22 protein-coding genes are annotated in these 17,597 nt (G+C 38.8%); 19 read left to right on the top strand and 3 right to left on the bottom strand.

Annotated features, from left to right (window positions below; genetic code table 11):
• Positions 1–11 precede the first annotated feature (11 nt).
• The 9 genes from sigF (at position 12) to lysA (ending at position 7,335) form a co-directional block, all read left to right on the top strand.
• On the top strand, positions 12–773 hold the full coding sequence (gene sigF, locus LAV82_RS03660; RefSeq protein WP_013059074.1) for an RNA polymerase sporulation sigma factor SigF: 762 nt from the start codon (positions 12–14) through the stop codon (positions 771–773).
• Between the two features lie 161 nt (positions 774–934).
• Positions 935–1,555, top strand: coding sequence for a stage V sporulation protein AA (locus tag LAV82_RS03655; RefSeq protein WP_029320316.1), 621 nt, complete (start codon positions 935–937; stop codon positions 1,553–1,555).
• A complete protein-coding gene (locus LAV82_RS03650; protein ID WP_014458301.1) occupies positions 1,545–1,967 on the top strand; it encodes a stage V sporulation protein AB in 423 nt (140 codons plus the stop codon). The genes LAV82_RS03655 and LAV82_RS03650 overlap by 11 nt, the downstream gene beginning before the upstream one ends.
• Before the next feature lie 18 nt (positions 1,968–1,985).
• Complete coding sequence (spoVAC, locus tag LAV82_RS03645) at positions 1,986–2,447, top strand: stage V sporulation protein AC (protein ID WP_025750442.1); 462 nt, start codon at positions 1,986–1,988, stop codon at positions 2,445–2,447.
• A 13-nt stretch (positions 2,448–2,460) separates the two neighbouring features.
• Entirely contained in the window at positions 2,461–3,492 is a 1,032-nt protein-coding gene (spoVAD, locus tag LAV82_RS03640) for a stage V sporulation protein AD (RefSeq protein WP_013084932.1), read from the top strand.
• Positions 3,480–3,830, top strand: a complete 351-nt coding sequence (gene spoVAE / locus LAV82_RS03635) for a stage V sporulation protein AE (protein ID WP_013059069.1) — start codon at positions 3,480–3,482, stop codon at positions 3,828–3,830. The genes spoVAD and spoVAE overlap by 13 nt, the downstream gene beginning before the upstream one ends.
• 6 nt (positions 3,831–3,836) lie before the next feature.
• Positions 3,837–4,403, top strand: coding sequence for a stage V sporulation protein SpoVABEA (gene spoVAEA, locus LAV82_RS03630; RefSeq protein WP_014458304.1), 567 nt, complete (start codon positions 3,837–3,839; stop codon positions 4,401–4,403).
• Positions 4,396–5,877, top strand: a complete 1,482-nt coding sequence (locus tag LAV82_RS03625) for a spore germination protein (RefSeq protein WP_211077325.1) — start codon at positions 4,396–4,398, stop codon at positions 5,875–5,877. The genes spoVAEA and LAV82_RS03625 overlap by 8 nt, the downstream gene beginning before the upstream one ends.
• 138 nt (positions 5,878–6,015) lie before the next feature.
• Positions 6,016–7,335, top strand: coding sequence for a diaminopimelate decarboxylase (gene lysA / locus LAV82_RS03620; RefSeq protein ID WP_211077326.1), 1,320 nt, complete (start codon positions 6,016–6,018; stop codon positions 7,333–7,335).
• Between the two features lie 49 nt (positions 7,336–7,384).
• Here the strand turns inward: lysA and LAV82_RS03615 are convergent, their stop codons facing one another.
• Positions 7,385–8,260 carry a DUF1002 domain-containing protein gene (locus LAV82_RS03615; protein WP_013059065.1) on the bottom strand — a complete coding sequence of 292 codons (876 nt, stop codon included), beginning with the start codon at positions 8,258–8,260 and terminating at the stop codon, positions 7,385–7,387.
• Between the two features lie 388 nt (positions 8,261–8,648).
• On the opposite strand from LAV82_RS03615, the gene LAV82_RS03610 reads away from it, so the two are divergent.
• The gene (locus tag LAV82_RS03610) at positions 8,649–9,083 is read left to right on the top strand and encodes a peptidylprolyl isomerase (protein WP_013059064.1); all 435 of its coding nucleotides are present in this window, start codon (positions 8,649–8,651) and stop codon (positions 9,081–9,083) included.
• 244 nt (positions 9,084–9,327) lie between these two features.
• Positions 9,328–9,681 carry a GNAT family N-acetyltransferase gene (locus LAV82_RS03605; RefSeq protein ID WP_013059063.1) on the top strand — a complete coding sequence of 118 codons (354 nt, stop codon included), beginning with the start codon at positions 9,328–9,330 and terminating at the stop codon, positions 9,679–9,681.
• A 75-nt stretch (positions 9,682–9,756) separates the two neighbouring features.
• Here LAV82_RS03605 and LAV82_RS03600 read toward each other — a convergent pair whose 3' ends face one another.
• Both LAV82_RS03600 and LAV82_RS03595 read right to left on the bottom strand, forming a co-directional pair.
• The gene (locus tag LAV82_RS03600; RefSeq protein ID WP_029320325.1) at positions 9,757–10,278 is read right to left on the bottom strand and encodes a DUF309 domain-containing protein; all 522 of its coding nucleotides are present in this window, start codon (positions 10,276–10,278) and stop codon (positions 9,757–9,759) included.
• A gap of 132 nt (positions 10,279–10,410) precedes the next feature.
• Positions 10,411–10,509, bottom strand: coding sequence for a YjcZ family sporulation protein (locus tag LAV82_RS03595; protein ID WP_170836726.1), 99 nt, complete (start codon positions 10,507–10,509; stop codon positions 10,411–10,413).
• Positions 10,510–10,707: 198 nt separating this feature from the next.
• On the opposite strand from LAV82_RS03595, the gene LAV82_RS03590 reads away from it, so the two are divergent.
• The 8 genes from LAV82_RS03590 to resB all read left to right on the top strand — a co-directional run bounded on the left by LAV82_RS03590 (position 10,708) and on the right by resB (position 17,588).
• Complete coding sequence (locus tag LAV82_RS03590) at positions 10,708–11,463, top strand: segregation/condensation protein A (protein ID WP_048019795.1); 756 nt, start codon at positions 10,708–10,710, stop codon at positions 11,461–11,463.
• Positions 11,460–12,032, top strand: coding sequence for an SMC-Scp complex subunit ScpB (gene scpB, locus LAV82_RS03585; RefSeq protein ID WP_057273995.1), 573 nt, complete (start codon positions 11,460–11,462; stop codon positions 12,030–12,032). The genes LAV82_RS03590 and scpB overlap by 4 nt, the downstream gene beginning before the upstream one ends.
• 118 nt (positions 12,033–12,150) lie before the next feature.
• Positions 12,151–13,299, top strand: coding sequence for a D-alanyl-D-alanine carboxypeptidase family protein (locus tag LAV82_RS03580; RefSeq protein WP_029320329.1), 1,149 nt, complete (start codon positions 12,151–12,153; stop codon positions 13,297–13,299).
• A complete protein-coding gene (locus tag LAV82_RS03575; protein WP_013059057.1) occupies positions 13,292–13,891 on the top strand; it encodes a nucleoside recognition domain-containing protein in 600 nt (199 codons plus the stop codon). The genes LAV82_RS03580 and LAV82_RS03575 overlap by 8 nt, the downstream gene beginning before the upstream one ends.
• A complete protein-coding gene (locus LAV82_RS03570) occupies positions 13,888–14,421 on the top strand; it encodes a spore maturation protein (RefSeq protein WP_064472105.1) in 534 nt (177 codons plus the stop codon). Before LAV82_RS03575 ends, LAV82_RS03570 begins: the two co-directional genes overlap by 4 nt.
• Before the next feature lie 86 nt (positions 14,422–14,507).
• Complete coding sequence (locus tag LAV82_RS03565) at positions 14,508–15,233, top strand: pseudouridine synthase (protein WP_013059055.1); 726 nt, start codon at positions 14,508–14,510, stop codon at positions 15,231–15,233.
• A gap of 198 nt (positions 15,234–15,431) precedes the next feature.
• Positions 15,432–15,953, top strand: coding sequence for a thiol-disulfide oxidoreductase ResA (gene resA / locus LAV82_RS03560; protein WP_499715668.1), 522 nt, complete (start codon positions 15,432–15,434; stop codon positions 15,951–15,953).
• A gap of 12 nt (positions 15,954–15,965) precedes the next feature.
• The gene (gene resB / locus LAV82_RS03555) at positions 15,966–17,588 is read left to right on the top strand and encodes a cytochrome c biogenesis protein ResB (protein ID WP_029320357.1); all 1,623 of its coding nucleotides are present in this window, start codon (positions 15,966–15,968) and stop codon (positions 17,586–17,588) included.
• Positions 17,589–17,597 lie beyond the last annotated feature (9 nt).

Below are 17,597 nucleotides of genomic sequence, written 5' to 3'. Positions count from 1 at the left end.
GAGACTTGCCAATGGATGTGGAGGTCAAAAAAAATAAAAACGAACCGTATTTAAAGGATCATGAAGTTAAAGACCTCATCAAGCGCAGTCAGCAAGGTGATCAAATTGCACGAGATACAATCGTCCAAAAAAATATGCGGCTCGTTTGGTCGGTTGTTCAACGTTTTATTAACCGTGGTTATGAGCCCGATGATTTATTTCAAATTGGATGCATAGGGCTATTAAAGTCCGTTGATAAATTTGACTTATCGTATGATGTTAAATTTTCAACATATGCTGTTCCAATGATTATTGGTGAAATTCAGCGATTTATTCGTGATGATGGCACGGTAAAGGTTAGCCGTTCTCTGAAAGAAATGAGCAATAAAATACGTAAGGCAAAAGACGAGCTTTCCAAATTACTTGGACGCGTCCCTACAGTCGCTGAGGTTGCAGAACATTTGGATCTCACTCCTGAAGAAGTAGTGCTAGCTCAAGAAGCTAATCGTGCTCCTTCGTCTATTCACGAGACCGTCTATGAAAATGATGGAGATCCAATTACCCTTCTTGACCAAATTGCTGATCATACGGAAGCGAAGTGGTTTGATAAAATTGCCTTAAAAGAAGCAATTGAAGAACTTGATGAGCGTGAAAAGCTCATTGTCTATTTGAGGTATTACAAAGATCAAACTCAGTCCGAAGTGGCCGCAAGGCTGGGAATTTCTCAAGTTCAGGTATCGAGGCTTGAGAAGAAAATCTTAAAACAAATGAAGCTGCATATGAATGATACGTAATACTTAAGAAGCAATCCGTTTTGCTATTCAAACAAGAATAGTGAAACGGATTGCTTTTTTCATTTGGTAATTAATGGTCTGTTCAGAAACGTGAATTAGAAAATTTAAGAAAATCCATACTACACGTACAGGGAGATAATGAATCGTAAGGTGTGATATGAATGGAAAACGTTCTTTATCTTAAAATGAGACATCGTATTCAAGTAAAACCTGATGAGGCTGTAAATATTGGACAATTAGCAATGGTTATAGCAGCAGATTCTGTTCAAAAGCAAATTGAAAAGCTAGTTGTATATCAAGTCAGTATGAGTGATCGAAATATTATCATTGTTGATTTAATGAAGGTAATTGAAAAAGTTGCCTCTCGGTATCCGCATTTGGACATTCAGACGATTGGACCCGCTCAAACGATTGTAGAGGTCGTGTATAAAAAGAAACAATATTCCTTTTTGTTTTTTCTAGCTGTTTGGTTTCTTCTTTTCATCGGAGCTGCTTTAGCAATTATGAACTTTCACGAAGATGTGAGTATGAGACAAGTACATCAAAAATTGTTCTACATGCTGACCGGTCTGAGAGATAAGCAGCCTTTGCTGATTCAAGTGCCTTACTCTATCGGTTTAGGCCTGGGAATGATTCTGTTTTTTAACCATGTCTTTAGAAAACGAATTAATGAAGAGCCTAGTCCTCTCGAAGTCGAAATGTTTAATTACCAGCAAGACTTAGATCAATACGTCATTATGCACGAGAATAAAGAAAGTATGAAAAAAATTGATGATCATTAACATTGTGATGACCATTGTAATTGGACTTGCGGGAGGACTGGCTGCAGGTGCTGGGTTTGTAGCATTTTTAACGGTGCTGGGCATTATTCCGCGTTTGATGCAGCTGACCAAAACCATGAAATATATTCAAGCATATGAATGGGGAGTGGTGGGTGGTGCTGTTACAGGCGGGTGGTGCAGTCTTCATCAATACACGTGGCAGTTTCCTGCGGTGCTCATTATGATCATAGGTCTAACGAGCGGTATTTTTATTGGGATGCTGGCAGCAGCGTTAACAGAAGTGCTTAATGTATTGCCGACGTTAACAAAACGAATAGGAATGGAAGGCAAGCTTATTTTATTGTTAATGGCCATTGTACTAGGCAAAGTATGCGGATCATTATTTCATTGGATTTATTTTGTTAATCAATAAGAAAAGGATGTATGTAACATGGCAAATAATCAAAAATTAAAAGATAACTATCAAGAAAGCATTAAACCATTTCAGCCTAAACCTTCATATGTGGCAAATTGCCTAAAAGCCTTTTTGGTAGGGGGAATCATTTGTACATTAGGACAGGCAATTCAAAATTTCTATATTGCATTTTTTGACTTTAATGAAAAAAATGCAGGCAATCCTACCGTTGCAACCCTTATTTTAATATCTGCGCTTTTAACCGGGTTTGGGATATACGATCGTATTGGTCAATTCGCAGGTGCAGGTTCAGCTGTTCCTGTTACGGGTTTTGCCAATTCCATGACGAGTGCAGCGCTTGAACATCGAAGTGAAGGGATTGTTCTTGGAATTGCGACGAACATGTTCAAACTGGCCGGAAACGTCATTGTATTTGGAACGGTTTCGGCTTACGTTGTAGGAATCATTCGCTACCTTTTTAAAACTTATTTGCTATGAAAAGAGGGGGATTATGAGAAAAACTGGAAAGCAAACGTGGGTTTATGAAAATCCTATTTATATTAATGCCACAGGAACAGCTGTAGGACCAAAAGAAGCAGATGGACCGTTAGGAGAAACATTTGATATTACACATAAAGATTTGCACTGTGAAGAAGATAACTGGGAGTTGGCTGAAAGAAGGCTTATGACGGAGTCTATTGATTCCTGCTTGCAAAAAATAAATTTATCCTATGAAGACGTTGATTTGTTTTTGGCTGGAGATTTATTAAATCAAAACGTAACGGCTAATTTTGTAGCCCGGCATAACCAAATTCCATTTCTATGCATGTTTGGCGCTTGCTCCACATCAATGGAAACGCTCGCAACGGGAGCAGCTCTTGTAGATGCAGGGTTTGCTAATCGTGTTATTGCATCAGCGAGCAGTCATAACGCAACGGCTGAGCGCCAATTTCGAAATCCTACCGAGTACGGAGGACAAAAACCAGATACAGCAACGGCAACCATTACGGGAGCAGGGGCAGCGCTGGTCTCGAAAGAAAAAGGTATTGTCCGTCTCACGTCTGCAACGATTGGTCGGGTAATGGATTACGGGATTAAAAATGCAAACGACATGGGTTCTGCTATGGCACCAGCTGCTGCAGATACCATTCAAAGACATTTGGAAGACTTAAACGTTGCTCCAAGCGAGTATGATCTTATTTTAACAGGAGATTTATCTGGTGTAGGAAGTCCAATCTTAAAACAGCTGCTCAAGGACGAAGGCTACGATATATCAACCAATCATAATGATTGCGGATTAATGGTATATCGCCCTGATCAAAATGTATTTGCAGGAGGAAGCGGCTGCGGCTGCTCGGCTATTGTCACGTATGGGCATATTTTAAATGAATTAAAATCAGGAAACTTAAAGAAAGTGTTTATGGTGGCAACAGGAGCTCTTTTAAGTCCAACGATGATTCAGCAAAAAGAGTCAATTCCAACAATTGCTCATGGCGTCGTCTTAGAACATATTGGGGAGGGGGATGATCAATGGAGTATGTAATAGCTTTTGCTGTAGGAGGAATCATTTGCGTTATTGGGCAGCTGCTGCTTGATCTTGCTAAGCTTACTCCAGCGCATGTTATGAGTTCGTTTGTAGTTGCAGGAGCGATTTTAGATGGATTTGGTCTTTATGATAAGTTAATTGAATTTGCTGGCGCCGGAGCGACGGTTCCAATTACAAGCTTTGGTCATTCTTTGCTGCACGGAGCGATGAAGCAAGCGGATGACCATGGATTTATCGGGATTGGGATTGGGATTTTTGAACTTACCTCGGCTGGAATTTCAGCAGCTATTTTATTTGCTTTTATTATCGCGTTAATCTTTAAACCGAAAGGATAAAAGATTATGAAAAAAAGAAGGATCATTATTGTAACCGATGGTGATGAATATGCTCGCAAAGCAATTGAGCATGTAGCTAAATCAGTTGGTGGCAGATGCATTTCGAGGTCATATGGAAACCCTACTACGTTAACAGGTAGTCAAACGGTAGATTTAATTCTTCAAGCACCATATGATCCCGTCTTTGTGATGTTTGACGATAGCGGTTTCTTAGAGGAAGGACCTGGGGAAATTGCTTTGCTGCATGTAGCAAAGCATCCTCAAGTAGAAGTTCTTGGAGTGATTGCCGTTGCATCACGTACTCATCAAAGCGAATGGACAAGAGTGGATGTGACCATTGATCGTTTTGGGGAAATATCGCATTACGGCGTGGATAAAAGCGGAATTCAAGAGTTAGAAGTCGGACGAATTAATGGAGATACAGTTTACTGCTTGGATCAGCTCGATATTCCCTTAGTTGTAGGAATAGGGGATATCGGCAAAATGGCTAGGATGGATGATGTTAAACTGGGATGTCCTATTACAGAAAAAGCAGCAAGACTTATTTTAGAAAGGAGCGGTTCGTTTGGGTAAGCCAGCAGAGCAGAAAACAGCTATTTTTTCAAAAGTGCAAAAAAACGATCAGTGGTTCAAAGAAAACGCTAGTATGAACACAAGTTTTGATGTGGGCGTGCGTAAATTACTTATTTTGGATCGAGAAGTTCATGTTTACTATGTAACAGGACTGTGCGACAGTTCATTTATTATTGAAATTACAAAAGTGCTCGTTCAAATTAATGATAATGAAGTTGAACGAGCGAAGCTAAAGGATATTGTTGAAAACCGTCTTATTCATCAGCAAGTAAAGCCTTTAAAAACGCTGGATGATGGAATGGTTTCTGTTTTATCAGGACTGCTATTCGTTTTAATTGACGGTGAAGAAGTTGGCTTTGAAGTCGATGTGCGTACGTATCCCGGCAGATCGCCTGAAGAAGCGGATACAGAGAAAGTGATTCGCGGAGCAAGAGATGGATACACTGAAAACATCATTATCAATACAGCGTTAACGAGAAGACGAATCCGTGACGGAAGATTTCGTTTTGAAATTATGAAGGTAGGCGAACGTTCGAAACTGGACGTAGCGATTGGGTACATAAAGGGGGTAGCTGATCCAGGACTGGTTAAACTGATAAAAGATGAACTGGAAGCTATCGATGTAGATGGTTTGCCTATGGCTGACAAATCCATTGAAGAGTTTTTAGTCAAACAAGGAATTAATCCTTTTCCAATGGTACGCTATACAGAACGCCCTGACACAGCAGCAGCTCATGTACTAGAGGGGCATGTCATTATTATTACCGATACATCACCAAGCGTTATTATTACGCCAACTACGCTGTTTCATCACGTGCAGCATGCAGAAGAATACAGGCAGTCTCCTTCTGTAGGTACCTTTATACGCTGGATACGGTTTTTAGGAATTCTTGCGTCTCTTTTCTTATTGCCGCTATGGCTGTTATTTGTACTTGAGCCAGATCTGCTGCCGGCAAAATTGCAGTTTATTGGACCAAACGAAACAACAAATATTCCGACAGTTATCCAGATTTTCTTAGCCGATCTAGGGGTTGAATTCCTGAGGATGGCCGCCATTCATACGCCGACACCGCTTGCTACTGCGATGGGTTTAATTGCTGCAGCACTCATTGGACAGATTGCCATTGATGTAGGATTGTTTGTTCCGGAAGTTATTCTTTATGTAGCTATTGCGTCCATTGGTTCTTTTTCAACGCCAAGCTATGAGTTAGCAGTGGCAAATAAGATGCTGAGATTGTCTTTATTAATTTTTGTTGCGGCATTTCATACTCCAGGATTCCTTATTGCGACAACGGCTATCATTCTCTACATGGTACGTCTAAAATCATTGAATACGCCTTATTTGTGGCCGTTTCTTCCATTTAATCCGCAGGCTTTATGGCAGATTATCATTCGCACACCGGTTCCTGGAGCAAATCCGCGTCCTAGTATTGTACATCCGCAGGACAAAGACCGCCAGCCTGCAAAACCTTAAACAAAATATGTGGTTGAAACCTGTACGAAGATGTGATAGATTTGTTTTAAATATGGAAAATAATAAATATTTAGACAGTTAGCAGCGAATTGCCGTTAACTGTCTTTTTTACACTATACACAGGAACGGGGTCTAAACATGTTTTTACACGGAACAAGTCGCATAAATAAGCAGGGGCATCTTGAAATTGGTGGAGTTGATACGGTTGAATTAGCATCAAATTTTGGGACACCCCTTTACGTATATGACGTGGCTTTAATTCGGCAGCGTGCTAGAGGATTTAAAGAAACATTTGAAAAGCATGGGGTAAAAGCACAGGTCGCTTATGCAAGCAAAGCTTTTTCTACAATTGCCATGGTCCAAGTCGTTCATGAAGAAGGTCTTTCGTTAGACGTTGTTTCGGGAGGAGAACTGTATACGGCTTTAGCAGCTGACTTTCCGAAAGAACGGATTCATTTTCATGGGAACAATAAAAGCCGAGCAGAACTAGAAATGGCCATCAAAGAAGATGTAGGATGCATTGTAGTTGATAATTTTTATGAAATTGCATTGCTTCAGGAAATAACGGAACAGTATCAAAAAAAGATGCCTGTTCTTCTCAGATTAACACCCGGAATTGAAGCTCATACACATGATTATATCTTGACAGGGCAGGAAGACTCGAAGTTTGGGTTTGATCTTCAAAACGGTCAAGCAGACGAAGCTGTGCGTCTTGTGCAAAATAGCAAGAGGCTAGAACTTTTAGGTATTCACTGTCATATAGGATCTCAGATTTTTGAAACAACCGGATTTATTATGGCGACTCAAAAGCTTTTTGCAAAAATGAAAGAGTGGAAACAACGTATAGAATTTGTTCCGCAAGTATTAAATTTAGGCGGCGGCTTTGGCATTCGTTATACGGAAGAAGATCAGCCTATTCCTGTTTCACAGTATGTGGAAGTTATTATAGAAGAGGTCAAAAAGCAGTCTAAACAGTTAGAGGTAGAAATCCCTGAAATTTGGATTGAGCCCGGCCGCTCTCTTGTAGGAGATGCTGGAACGACTCTGTATTCGATTGGTTCTCGTAAGCATGTACCTAATGTACGTGAATATGTAGCCATTGATGGAGGAATGAACGACAATATCCGTCCTGCGCTGTATCAAGCGAAATATGAAGCAGTCATTGCTAATCGAATGAATGATGAGAGTGATGAGCTTGTATCTATTGCGGGTAAGTGCTGCGAATCGGGGGATATGCTGATGTGGGATGTACACCTTCCAAAAGCAAACCCAGATGATTTATTAGCGATGTTTTGTACAGGCGCATACGGTTATTCTATGGCAAGTCACTATAACCGTTTGCCAAAGCCAGCTGTCGTGTTCGTAGAAGATGGAGAAGCACAGCTAGTCGTAAAACGCGAAACGTATGAAGACATTGTAAAAAATGACGTGAAATACAAAGTGACGGTAAAAAAGTAACGAGTGATTAACGTAAAAAAAGAGCCTCTTGTTCAAGAGGCTCTTTTTTTTATGAGAATAACGATTTAATAGCATTAATAATATCAACAAAGAATTGCTTTAATTTATCAAGAAATGATTGGCCTTCTTCTGACTGAAGAAATGTTGTTACTTTTTCCTTTGTCGCAGAAAGTTGGTCTTTTACTTGATTCCAATCGATGTTCATATCTTTTAAACGATTGAAAAAGTCAACAAGTGTATTAAGCTCTGAATCTGTTAATTTAATACCTAAATCATCAGCCACTCGCTGAATTAACGTGCGTAAATCGTCCTTTGTTTGAGGGTTTTCTTTGGCAATTTCTTCTTTAATCGTTGCCATAAACTGCGCTGCTTTTTCTTTACCGATTTTTTCACCAAGCTCAGATGTCTGGACCATCTCTTCATTGGCTGCTTTTTTTACTTCTTCTGGGATTTTTTGATCTGTTTGAACTTCATATGCTTTCATAATACCTGTTAAAGCAGCTGTACCAGATACTTCAAATGGAGCGGTAATCTGGATTTTTGCATCTTTAACGCCGGCGGTCATCAAAGCATTAATATACATGTCGTCTGTAATACCATTAATATTTTGAGTTGATACGCTTAAACCTGAATCTTTTGAACCAAGGGTAATACTAGAAGATGAAATAGCACGAGATCCAATAGTAGCCTTTGGAATAAAGTCACCTAAATATTCATGCTCTTCTTGGTTTGTCACGGTTACTGTTTGAGCATTGCTTGGCGCATCAAGGTCATTTAATACCTGTTGCTTCTGAGAGCTGGTTAAGTCCTGACCTAATGTAATAATAACATCGCCCGGAGCCGCATCTGCAAAACTTTTTAAGGGTGCGGTTAGGAATAGAAGAAGACCTAATGTCACCATCATTGCTTTTATCGTTAATTTCAAACCTTTTTCCTCCTTTAATCCCATACTTGCCCTATTATAATACGGGCAGGTCTGAAGTAACAGAGTCAATTCATCATTTTCCCATAAATCAGTCTAGAGGCGTAGATTTCTATATGAAATGAAATCTATGTATCTCCATCACTGTATTAGACGGATGATACTATAAAAAGTTTCATCTCACAACTACTATTTTTTATTTAGAGCCCTACGAGAAGAAAGTGAAAAAGTGCATTCATTGAATTCATGAGCTTGTTTGTAGTAGAATAGAGTGAGTTTATAAATGTAAGTGTTCTACTCTAGGTGGCACTTGCAATTTTTACGTTTTGCCGCTTTAATAGGGAAAACAGAGCCTATAGCGGTACTAATACATATATTGGAGGTCATTTATATGAAAAAAGCAAGTATTCTAATGGAAAATGGCGAAAAAATTCTAATCGATTTATTTCCGAACGAAGCACCAGGAACAGTAGAAAACTTTGAAAAGTTAGCTAATGAAGGATTCTACAACGGCGTAACGTTCCACCGCGTTATCCCTGGATTTGTTTCTCAAGGAGGAGACCCAACTGGTACAGGTGCTGGCGGCCCTGGCTACTCAATTAAATGTGAAACAGAAGGAAATCCTCACAAACACGAAGCGGGTTCTCTATCAATGGCACATGCTGGTAAAGACACAGGCGGCAGTCAGTTCTTTCTTGTTCATGAGCCACAGCCTCATTTGAACGGTGTTCACACTGTATTTGGAAAAGTAACAGAAGGACTTGATACAGTGTTAAAAATGAAAAATGGCGACGTAATGAAAGAAGTAAAAGTCTGGGAAGAATAAGAGCATACTGCTATAAATGGATATTAGCTAATAAAACGTCATAACAACCTTTTACAGGGGGTTACGGCGTTTTTTCTTCGCGCAACAGCTCAAAAAGCGTAATAGATTAGGTTTCTCATACAAGCATGACATAGGACAAGCTTTTGTGTAATATTGCTATTTACTTATAAATTTTGTATGATAAAAGCAGTAAAAAACGCAGCGCATTAATTTGTAGGAAAGTTTGAGGACGAGGGAGAATCGTATGCTTATTCGCTATAAACGAAACTATGAAAAAATTGCCATGGGTCTTCTATCGTTTGTACCTACGGAAAAAGATTTAAAAAAACTTCAACAAACGATGAAAGAATATGAGCAAAACGAACATTGGCAGCTGTATCTTTGGAAGCAAGAAGAAGATATTATTGGGATTGTTGGCATTTCCATGCTCGATAAAAGTTTGATTGAGGTTCAACACGTCAGTGTAAACCCTTCACACCGCCAACAGGGCATTGGCAAAAAAATGATTAAAGCTCTTAAAGAAATGTATACGACTGCACAAATTAAGCCGAGTGAAATCATCGCTCCGTTTTATGAAAAGTGTCAGGCGGATGAATAAAGAAAAGCATGATTAGGTGAGGTGCGAAAGCTTCTTTCACATCTTAGTCATCATAAAACAACAGGTAGCTAGAAGCTACCTGTTGTTTTGTTTTGCCAATAAGTTCGCTTGTCTTTCCGCAATCACATCTGACCGATCTCGCGTGCTGTGACGATGAACAATCGCATCATTTTGCAGATTAGAAGCTGATAACCAGACAAGCTGTTTATCAGTGCTTCTTTGTTTGCAAGCTCGTAATAATGCTGGATCTTCAATGGGCAAGTTAATACTTTTATATGGCTGATAGGTATCGATTAAAGCTAATTGTTTGCGAAGAAGTTTAAGCAGTGAAGGATAATTAAGTCCAAGCTGTGCAATATTTTCTTCTTCCTTCGTTAAAATTGCCAGCGCCTTTTGCATCGTTCTTTTGGCTCCGGCGAAATTTTGGCGTCGATGATGATAGAGTGAAACAGCAATTTGAATAAGGCCAACCCAAATAATATTGCGGTATCCTCTTTCGTCTTTTTTCCAGTGTTCTTCTAGCAGTTCATGACATTCAAAGTAATCCCGGTCGCCATGAAAATGAACTAAATAATCAATATAGGCTTGTGAATACAATCTTGTTCCCTCCTGGTAAGACTCTATATGTAGTGTATCACAAAAATTAGCTATTCATCAGCGCGGTGCCTTTAAAGAGACAAACGTGCTCAAGGTATGGCGAACACGTTTGTTTTTATTCAATATGTGTGGTTAGAAGCGTAAGCAAGAACAACCAACAATAATTAATAAAATAAACAGTACAACAATTAAAGCGAAACCGCTACCGTATCCACAAGATTTTTCACCCATGCGAGTTCCTCCTTCAGCCATTTCAAAATCTTATTACCTTGACATCATATGTATATTTAAACTTTTTGTATGGGCAAATGACCTATTTTTACGTTAATTTGTATTGGACATGTGTCTATAATCCTCTATACTAATGATAGTCACGTTATATAAAGCAGCAGAAATGATAAGCAATTGAAAAGTGTTGGTGAGATAAAAGTGGAGTATAGTGTAAAAGTAGATGCGTTTGAAGGACCTTTAGATCTTCTTCTGCATTTGATTAACCGATTTGAAATTGATATTTACGATATCCCAGTAGCGACAATTACTGAGCAATATATGATGTTTATACATACAATGAATGAGCTTCAGCTAGACGTTGCCAGTGAGTATCTAGTCATGGCAGCAACTTTGCTTCAAATTAAAAGTAAAATGCTTCTGCCTACGTATGAAGAAGATATGGATGAAATTGAAATGGTCGATGAAGAAGATCCACGTGAAGAATTGATGCAGCGCTTAATTGAATATCGAAAGTTTAAAGAAGCGGCGGTAGAGCTTCAAAAGCTGGAAGAAGACCAAAGTCATGTGTATACAAAACCTCCAAGTAATGTGCAAATAAATGCAGAAGAACGTACGCAGCCTCAGGATGAAGGATTGGATATATCACTGTATGATATGCTAAGTGCTTTTCAAAAGTTGATGAAACGAAAGCAAAACAAAAAGCCTGTGCAGACGAAAATAGCAAGGCAAGACATTCCAATTGATAAGCGCATGAGTGAAATTGTGAACGAATTAAAAGCCTTTAAAGGGAAAAAAAGTTTTTATCAGCTGTTTCCTTATCAAGAGCGTGATCATATTGTTGTAACGTTTTTAGCTGTGCTGGAATTAATGAAAGAAAATGAAATCGTTGTGGAACAGCAGCACAATCTAGACGAGCTTTATGTATCGTATCGAGAAAGGAATGAAGAGGAATGACAACGAATGATCTACAGGCTATTATTGAGAGCTTACTTTTTGTTTCTGGTGATGAAGGTCTATCCATTAGCCGGTTAGCTGAGATTATAGAAAAGCCTCATGAAGACATTCAAGGTGCTTTGGAGAGCTTAGAGCAAGAGTGTAAGTTCAGAGGAGTTACACTTGTTGAAATAGGAGGGGCCTATCAGCTTGTCACAAAAAAAGAGTATGCACCATATATTGAGAAGCTCGTAGAAGCTCCCGCTAATCAATCATTATCACAAGCAGCGCTTGAAACGTTAGCTATTGTAGCGTATAAGCAGCCAATTACAAGAGCTGAAATCGAAGAGATTCGCGGAGTGAAAACGGAAAGACCTCTTCAAACTTTAATTGGAAAGGTTTTATTAAAAGAAGTGGGACGAGCGGAAGGCGCAGGGCGGGCCATCTTATACGGAACGACAAAGGAATTTTTAGGCTATTTTGGCCTTAAAAGTATCGAAGAGCTGCCGCCGCTTCCAGAAGATTTATTACAAGAAGGAACCGATCAAGAAGCAGATTTGTTTTTTCAATCGTTTCAAGAAATGAAGTAAAAATGTAAAAGAACATAGAGTTTTTTCTATGTTCTTTTTTGTATGGACAAATCTTTTCATTCATAACCAAAAAAGACGAGCATAAACTTGTACAAACAGGTAGAGGGACGGGGATGACATGAAAAGAAGCAAAAAAAGTATCATCTATCTATTTATTGTATTGCTATGTCTCAGCGGTTGGCCTTCCACATCATCTGCAGCGGGGAGCGTAAGTGCTCATAGTGCTATTTTGATGGAACAGAAATCAGGGAGAGTGTTATATGCTAAAAATGCAGATCAAGTTAGCCGAATTGCTAGCATTACAAAAATTATGACAGCAATACTGGCGATTGAATCTGGCAAAATAAATAAAACAGTTACCGTGAGCCACAGCGCAGTTGGTGTTGAAGGTTCGTCTGTGTATTTAGTTGAAGGTGAAAAAATAAAATTAAAAGATTTAGTATATGGCTTGATGCTTCGTTCAGGTAATGATGCTGCTGTAGCTATCGCAGAAGCCGTTGGAGGAAGCGAAGATGGATTTGTTTATTTGATGAATAAAAAAGCAGAAGAAATTGGCATGACAAATACAACATTTCAAAATCCGCATGGATTAGACGATCATGAAAATCATCGCTCAACCGCGCACGATATGGCTCTGCTCATGCGCTATGCAATGAATAATAAAATTTTCAAAGAGATTTCAGGAACAAAAGTCTATCGAATGAAGCATCCTGAAGAGAAATGGGATCGAGTGTGGAAAAACAAAAATAAACTGCTGACAACACTGTATGCATACTGTACTGGCGGAAAAACAGGGTATACAAAATTAGCAAAACGAACGCTTGTGACAACTGCTACAAAAGATGGAATGGATTTAATTGCTGTAACGATCAATGCCCCAGATGATTGGAACGATCACATTTCCATGTATGAAAATGCATTTGATAAATATGATATGACCAGTTTAGCTGCAAAAGGAGAATTGGCAGATATAAAGGATTCTTTCTATAAAGATCAGTTGTATATTAAACGAAATGTCGTCTATCCTCTCACAAAGAAAGAACAAAGCTCTGTAGAAGTGAAAACAACGTTAATTCAGCCTAAAAAGCAGTGGAAAGAAACAGGGGAAGTTCCAAATGTGGTAGGAAAGCTCGATATTTATAGAAGTGGAGAGACGATTGACAGTGTTCCAATTTATTTCGAAAAGCAGTCCGAGCAACAAAAAGGTTTTTTTGATAAGGTGAAGCGATTAATGTTTATTCAGTCTGGAGCCAAAACAGATGGTTAATATTATTTGGATGCTGCTGACCATTATCGGAATTGTTTTTGCGATTATAAATGGAAAAATTGGTGATGTAAACAAAGCAATTTTTCAAGGAGCAGGCGAAGCAGTGACCATCAGCATTGGGTTAATCAGCGTGCTGGTCTTTTGGTTAGGGATGATGAATATTGCTCAAAGTGCAGGGCTTCTCGACAAGTTAGCGAAACTGTTTCGACCCATCATTACAAGACTTTTCCCTGATGTTCCAAAAGATCATCCGGCCTTAGGGTACATATTGTCCAATATGATGGCGAATATGTTTGGACTCGGGAATGCGGCAACTCCTCTTGGCATTAAAGCGATGGAGCAGCTTAAAAAGCTAAACGGCGATAGAGACGAAGCAAGCCGTTCTATGATCACACTTTTAGCACTTAACACAACCAGTTTAACACTTATACCAACCACAGTTATTGCAATTCGAATTACGTATAACTCGGCTAATCCTACTGAAATTGTCGGTACCACACTTTTAGCAACTGTTGTAGCTACGATAGGAGCTATCATCATTGATCGCTTCTTTTATTATCGACGTACACGAAAAGGAGGAAAACGAAAATGACTATGCTTAATCAAGTATCATTGATGTTTATTCCTCTTATCGTAGGATGCATTTTACTTTATGGAACCTATAAAAAAATTCCTACGTATGAAAAGTTTGTAGAGGGAGGGAAAGACGGATTACAAATTGCTTTTTCCATCATTCCTTACTTAGTCGGCATGTTAGTGAGCATCTCTATTTTTCGAGCTTCAGGAGCCCTTGATTTTTTCTTATCTATTTTAAAGCCTATGCTGCAAGCAGTCGGCGTTCCGGCTGAAATTGTACCTTTAGCTCTTATCAAACCGATATCTGGAACGGCTGCTCTTGGTATCACGACGGATCTAATTTCTACATACGGACCTGATTCTTTTATCGGTCGTTTGGCATCGACCATGCAGGGAAGTACAGATACCACATTTTATATTTTAACGGTTTATTTCGGAGCGGTTGGCATTAAAAAAATGGGAGATGCGCTGAAGGTTGGTTTACTGGCAGATTTGGTGGGAATTATTTCCTCAGTTGTAATTGTAATCCTTGTGTTTGGTCGGTAAGAAATCGAAAATTCTACCTCTGAGTGGCAAATACACTTGTGTATTACTTCGTAAACAAGTAAGATGTTACAAGAGGTGAAGTGTTAATGGAACGATTACAAAAAGTGATTGCTCACGCAGGTGTAGCATCAAGACGTAAAGCTGAAGAATTAATCGGCCAAGGCCGAGTGAAAGTAAATGGAAAAGTTGTAAGAGAATTGGGCACGAAAGTAGGTCCTAACGATAAAATTGAAGTAGACGAAGTGCCTGTAGAAAGCGAAGCGCCCGTTTATTTTATGTTATACAAACCAAGAGGCGTAATTTCAGCTGCTAACGACGACAAGGGAAGAAAAACAGTCGTTGACTTCTTTCCACATGTAGAAGAAAGAATTTATCCAATTGGACGTCTAGACTATGATACGTCGGGTTTACTTCTTTTAACAAACGACGGTGAATTTGCTAATCAGCTAATGCACCCTAAATTTGAAGTGGACAAAGTTTATGTGGCTAAAATTAAAGGAATTCCAAGTCGTGAAAAAATCAGACAGCTGCAGCGCGGTGTGATGCTAGAGGACGGAAAAACAGCACCAGCTCGTGCAAAAGTTCTTTCTATTGATAAAAGCAAGCAGACGGCGATTGTGGAATTGACGATTCATGAAGGGAAAAATCGTCAAGTACGTCGCATGTTCGATGCAATTGGGCATTCTGTCTTAAAATTAAAACGTGAACGCTACGGACCTTTAGATTTACGCGGATTAAATGCAGGAGAAGCTCGTGAGCTTACAGCGCATGAAGTCAAACAATTATATTCAATGTCTCAAACAGGTAAGTAATTTTCACTTACCTGTTTTTTTTTATGAAAAATGTCGTGAATTAGAAAAACAAGCAAGGTTTTTTGAAAAAATGTCGAACTTGTAGAATGAGAGGAAGACTTCACAGAAACGTCGAAATATTATTGGAAAGCCACTACCACAAAAATGATATAATGGTAGAAAAAAGCGTATTGAAAGCGGTTAAAAGGAGTTCGTGCCATGAAAAAAAAGCGCTTGATTGTTCGAACAGTTATATTGGCAGTTTTGCTGTGCGCGGTTGGATATACCCTTTATGCTCAATTTTTTGCTGATAAACAAAAGGTATCAGTAGGAGATAAGGCACCTGACTTTATATTAAGAGATGTTAATGGAGAAACTCATCAGCTATCAGATTACAAAGGCAAAGGAGTTTTTTTGAATTTTTGGGGAACATGGTGCAAGCCCTGTAAACAAGAGATGCCGGCTATGGAGAAGCAGTATGCATCATATAAAAAGCAAGGTGTCGAAATTCTAGCTGTTAACGTTGCAGAAACGAATATAGCAGTAGAGCAATTTGCTAAACAGTATGAGCTATCTTTTCCGATTTTGATGGATAAAGATTCACAAGTATTGGGTGCATACGGAATAGATCCTCTGCCGACTACATTTTTAATTGATAAAAACGGAAAGATTGTAGACAGTTTTATTGGGGGATTGGAAGAATCTAAAATAAAAGAATATATGGAAGAAATTAAACCATAGGGAGTGTTGACAATGAAACACGTAAAATGTGAATGTGGACACGTTAACCCGCATGGTACGATTTTGTGTGAAGCCTGTGGTAAGCCGATTGCAGAAGAAACAACTGATAAATTAGTAGATATGCGTTATGAAGGAAGCGCAAGGCGATCGCAAACGTACAATAAAACAGTTATCGATAAAATATGGAACTTTTTCTCTTCTGTAAAAGTAGGTATTTGGATCATTATTGTGACGCTTGTTGCGTCTGCAGTCGGAACCATTTATCCTCAAGAAGCTTACATACCTCCTAATGTGACAGCAGATGAGTATTACCAAAAGGAATATGGATGGACAGGAGAGCTTTATTATAAGTTAGGTTTTCATCATCTCTACGAATCGTGGTGGTACTTGCTTTTAATTGCTGCTTTAGGAATGTCGTTAGTCATTTGCAGTTTAGATCGAGTCGTGCCTTTGTACCGAGCTCTAAAAAAGCAGAGTGTAACAAAACATCCAAACTTCTTAAAAAGACAGCGTTTATATAGCACTTCATCATCGTGGACGGATCAAGATTATGAACACGTAAAAAGCATGCTTAAAAAAAGAAGATACTCCATTCGTGAAGAAAACGGCAATCTGCTGGCTGAAAAAGGACGCTTCTCAAGATGGGGTCCATATATTAATCATATCGGTCTCATTATCTTTTTACTAGGTGCTATGCTTAGATTTGTACCAGGTATGTATATAGATGAAGTTCTTTGGATCCGTGAAGGTGAAACAAAAGTTATTCCTGGGACGAACGGAGAGTATTTTTTGAAAAACCATCGTTTTACTGTTGAAACGTATGATAAAGATAGCGAAAGCGCCGTGTTCCAAGAAGCAATTGATCGTGCAGGGAATAATAAAGTAGCCAAAAAATATGAAGCGGATGTTAGTTTGTATAAGCGCGAAGGAAAGCTTATACCGGGAGCAGATCCAAAGTTAAAGAAAATAAAAGATTCAGAGATTCGGGTGAATCAGCCGCTTAAGTTTGAAGGATATGCCATGTACCAAGTGGACTTCAAGTTAAATGAGTTTAGCTCTATGTCTTTCCATTTAACAGATAAAAATGCAAATAGAAACGTTGGTTCACTTACAGTAGATTTACATAATCCAAAAGAAACATATGATTTAAAAAACGGATATAAAGTCAAGCTCATGAGTTACTTTCCAGACTTTTTCTTTGATGATGAAGGAAATCCAAATACAAAGACCAGAGTGCCTAACAATCCGGCTTTTGTATTTAAAATGATTACGCCTCAGCATAAAAAAGGGGAAGTTGCTTTTGTTGGAATTAGAGAGAACTTGGAGCCGCTAGGAAATAACGATTATAAAATGACCTTTGCTGGTGTGGAAACGAAAAATGTAACGGGATTAACCGTTCGCAGAGACTATACGCTTTGGTTTTTAGGAATTGGCGGAGCAATCTTTATGATTGGTGTGATTCAAGGGATGTATTGGAATCATCGCCGCATGTGGATTCAAAAAGTCAATAATGAGATATGGTTGGCCGCACATACAAATAAAAACTGGTATGGGCTTAAAAAAGAACTAAATGGTTTATTAGAATCAACATCCCTTACACAGCTGAAGGACCAAAATGATAAAGAAACAAAATAGGAGGAAAAA

The sequence above is a fragment of the Bacillus sp. ILBB4 genome, assembly GCF_035064545.1.
GTDB lineage: Bacteria > Bacillota > Bacilli > Bacillales > Bacillaceae_H > Priestia.
Note: the sequence above shows the minus strand (reverse complement) of the source record. Positions and strands in the feature narration are given on the sequence as shown.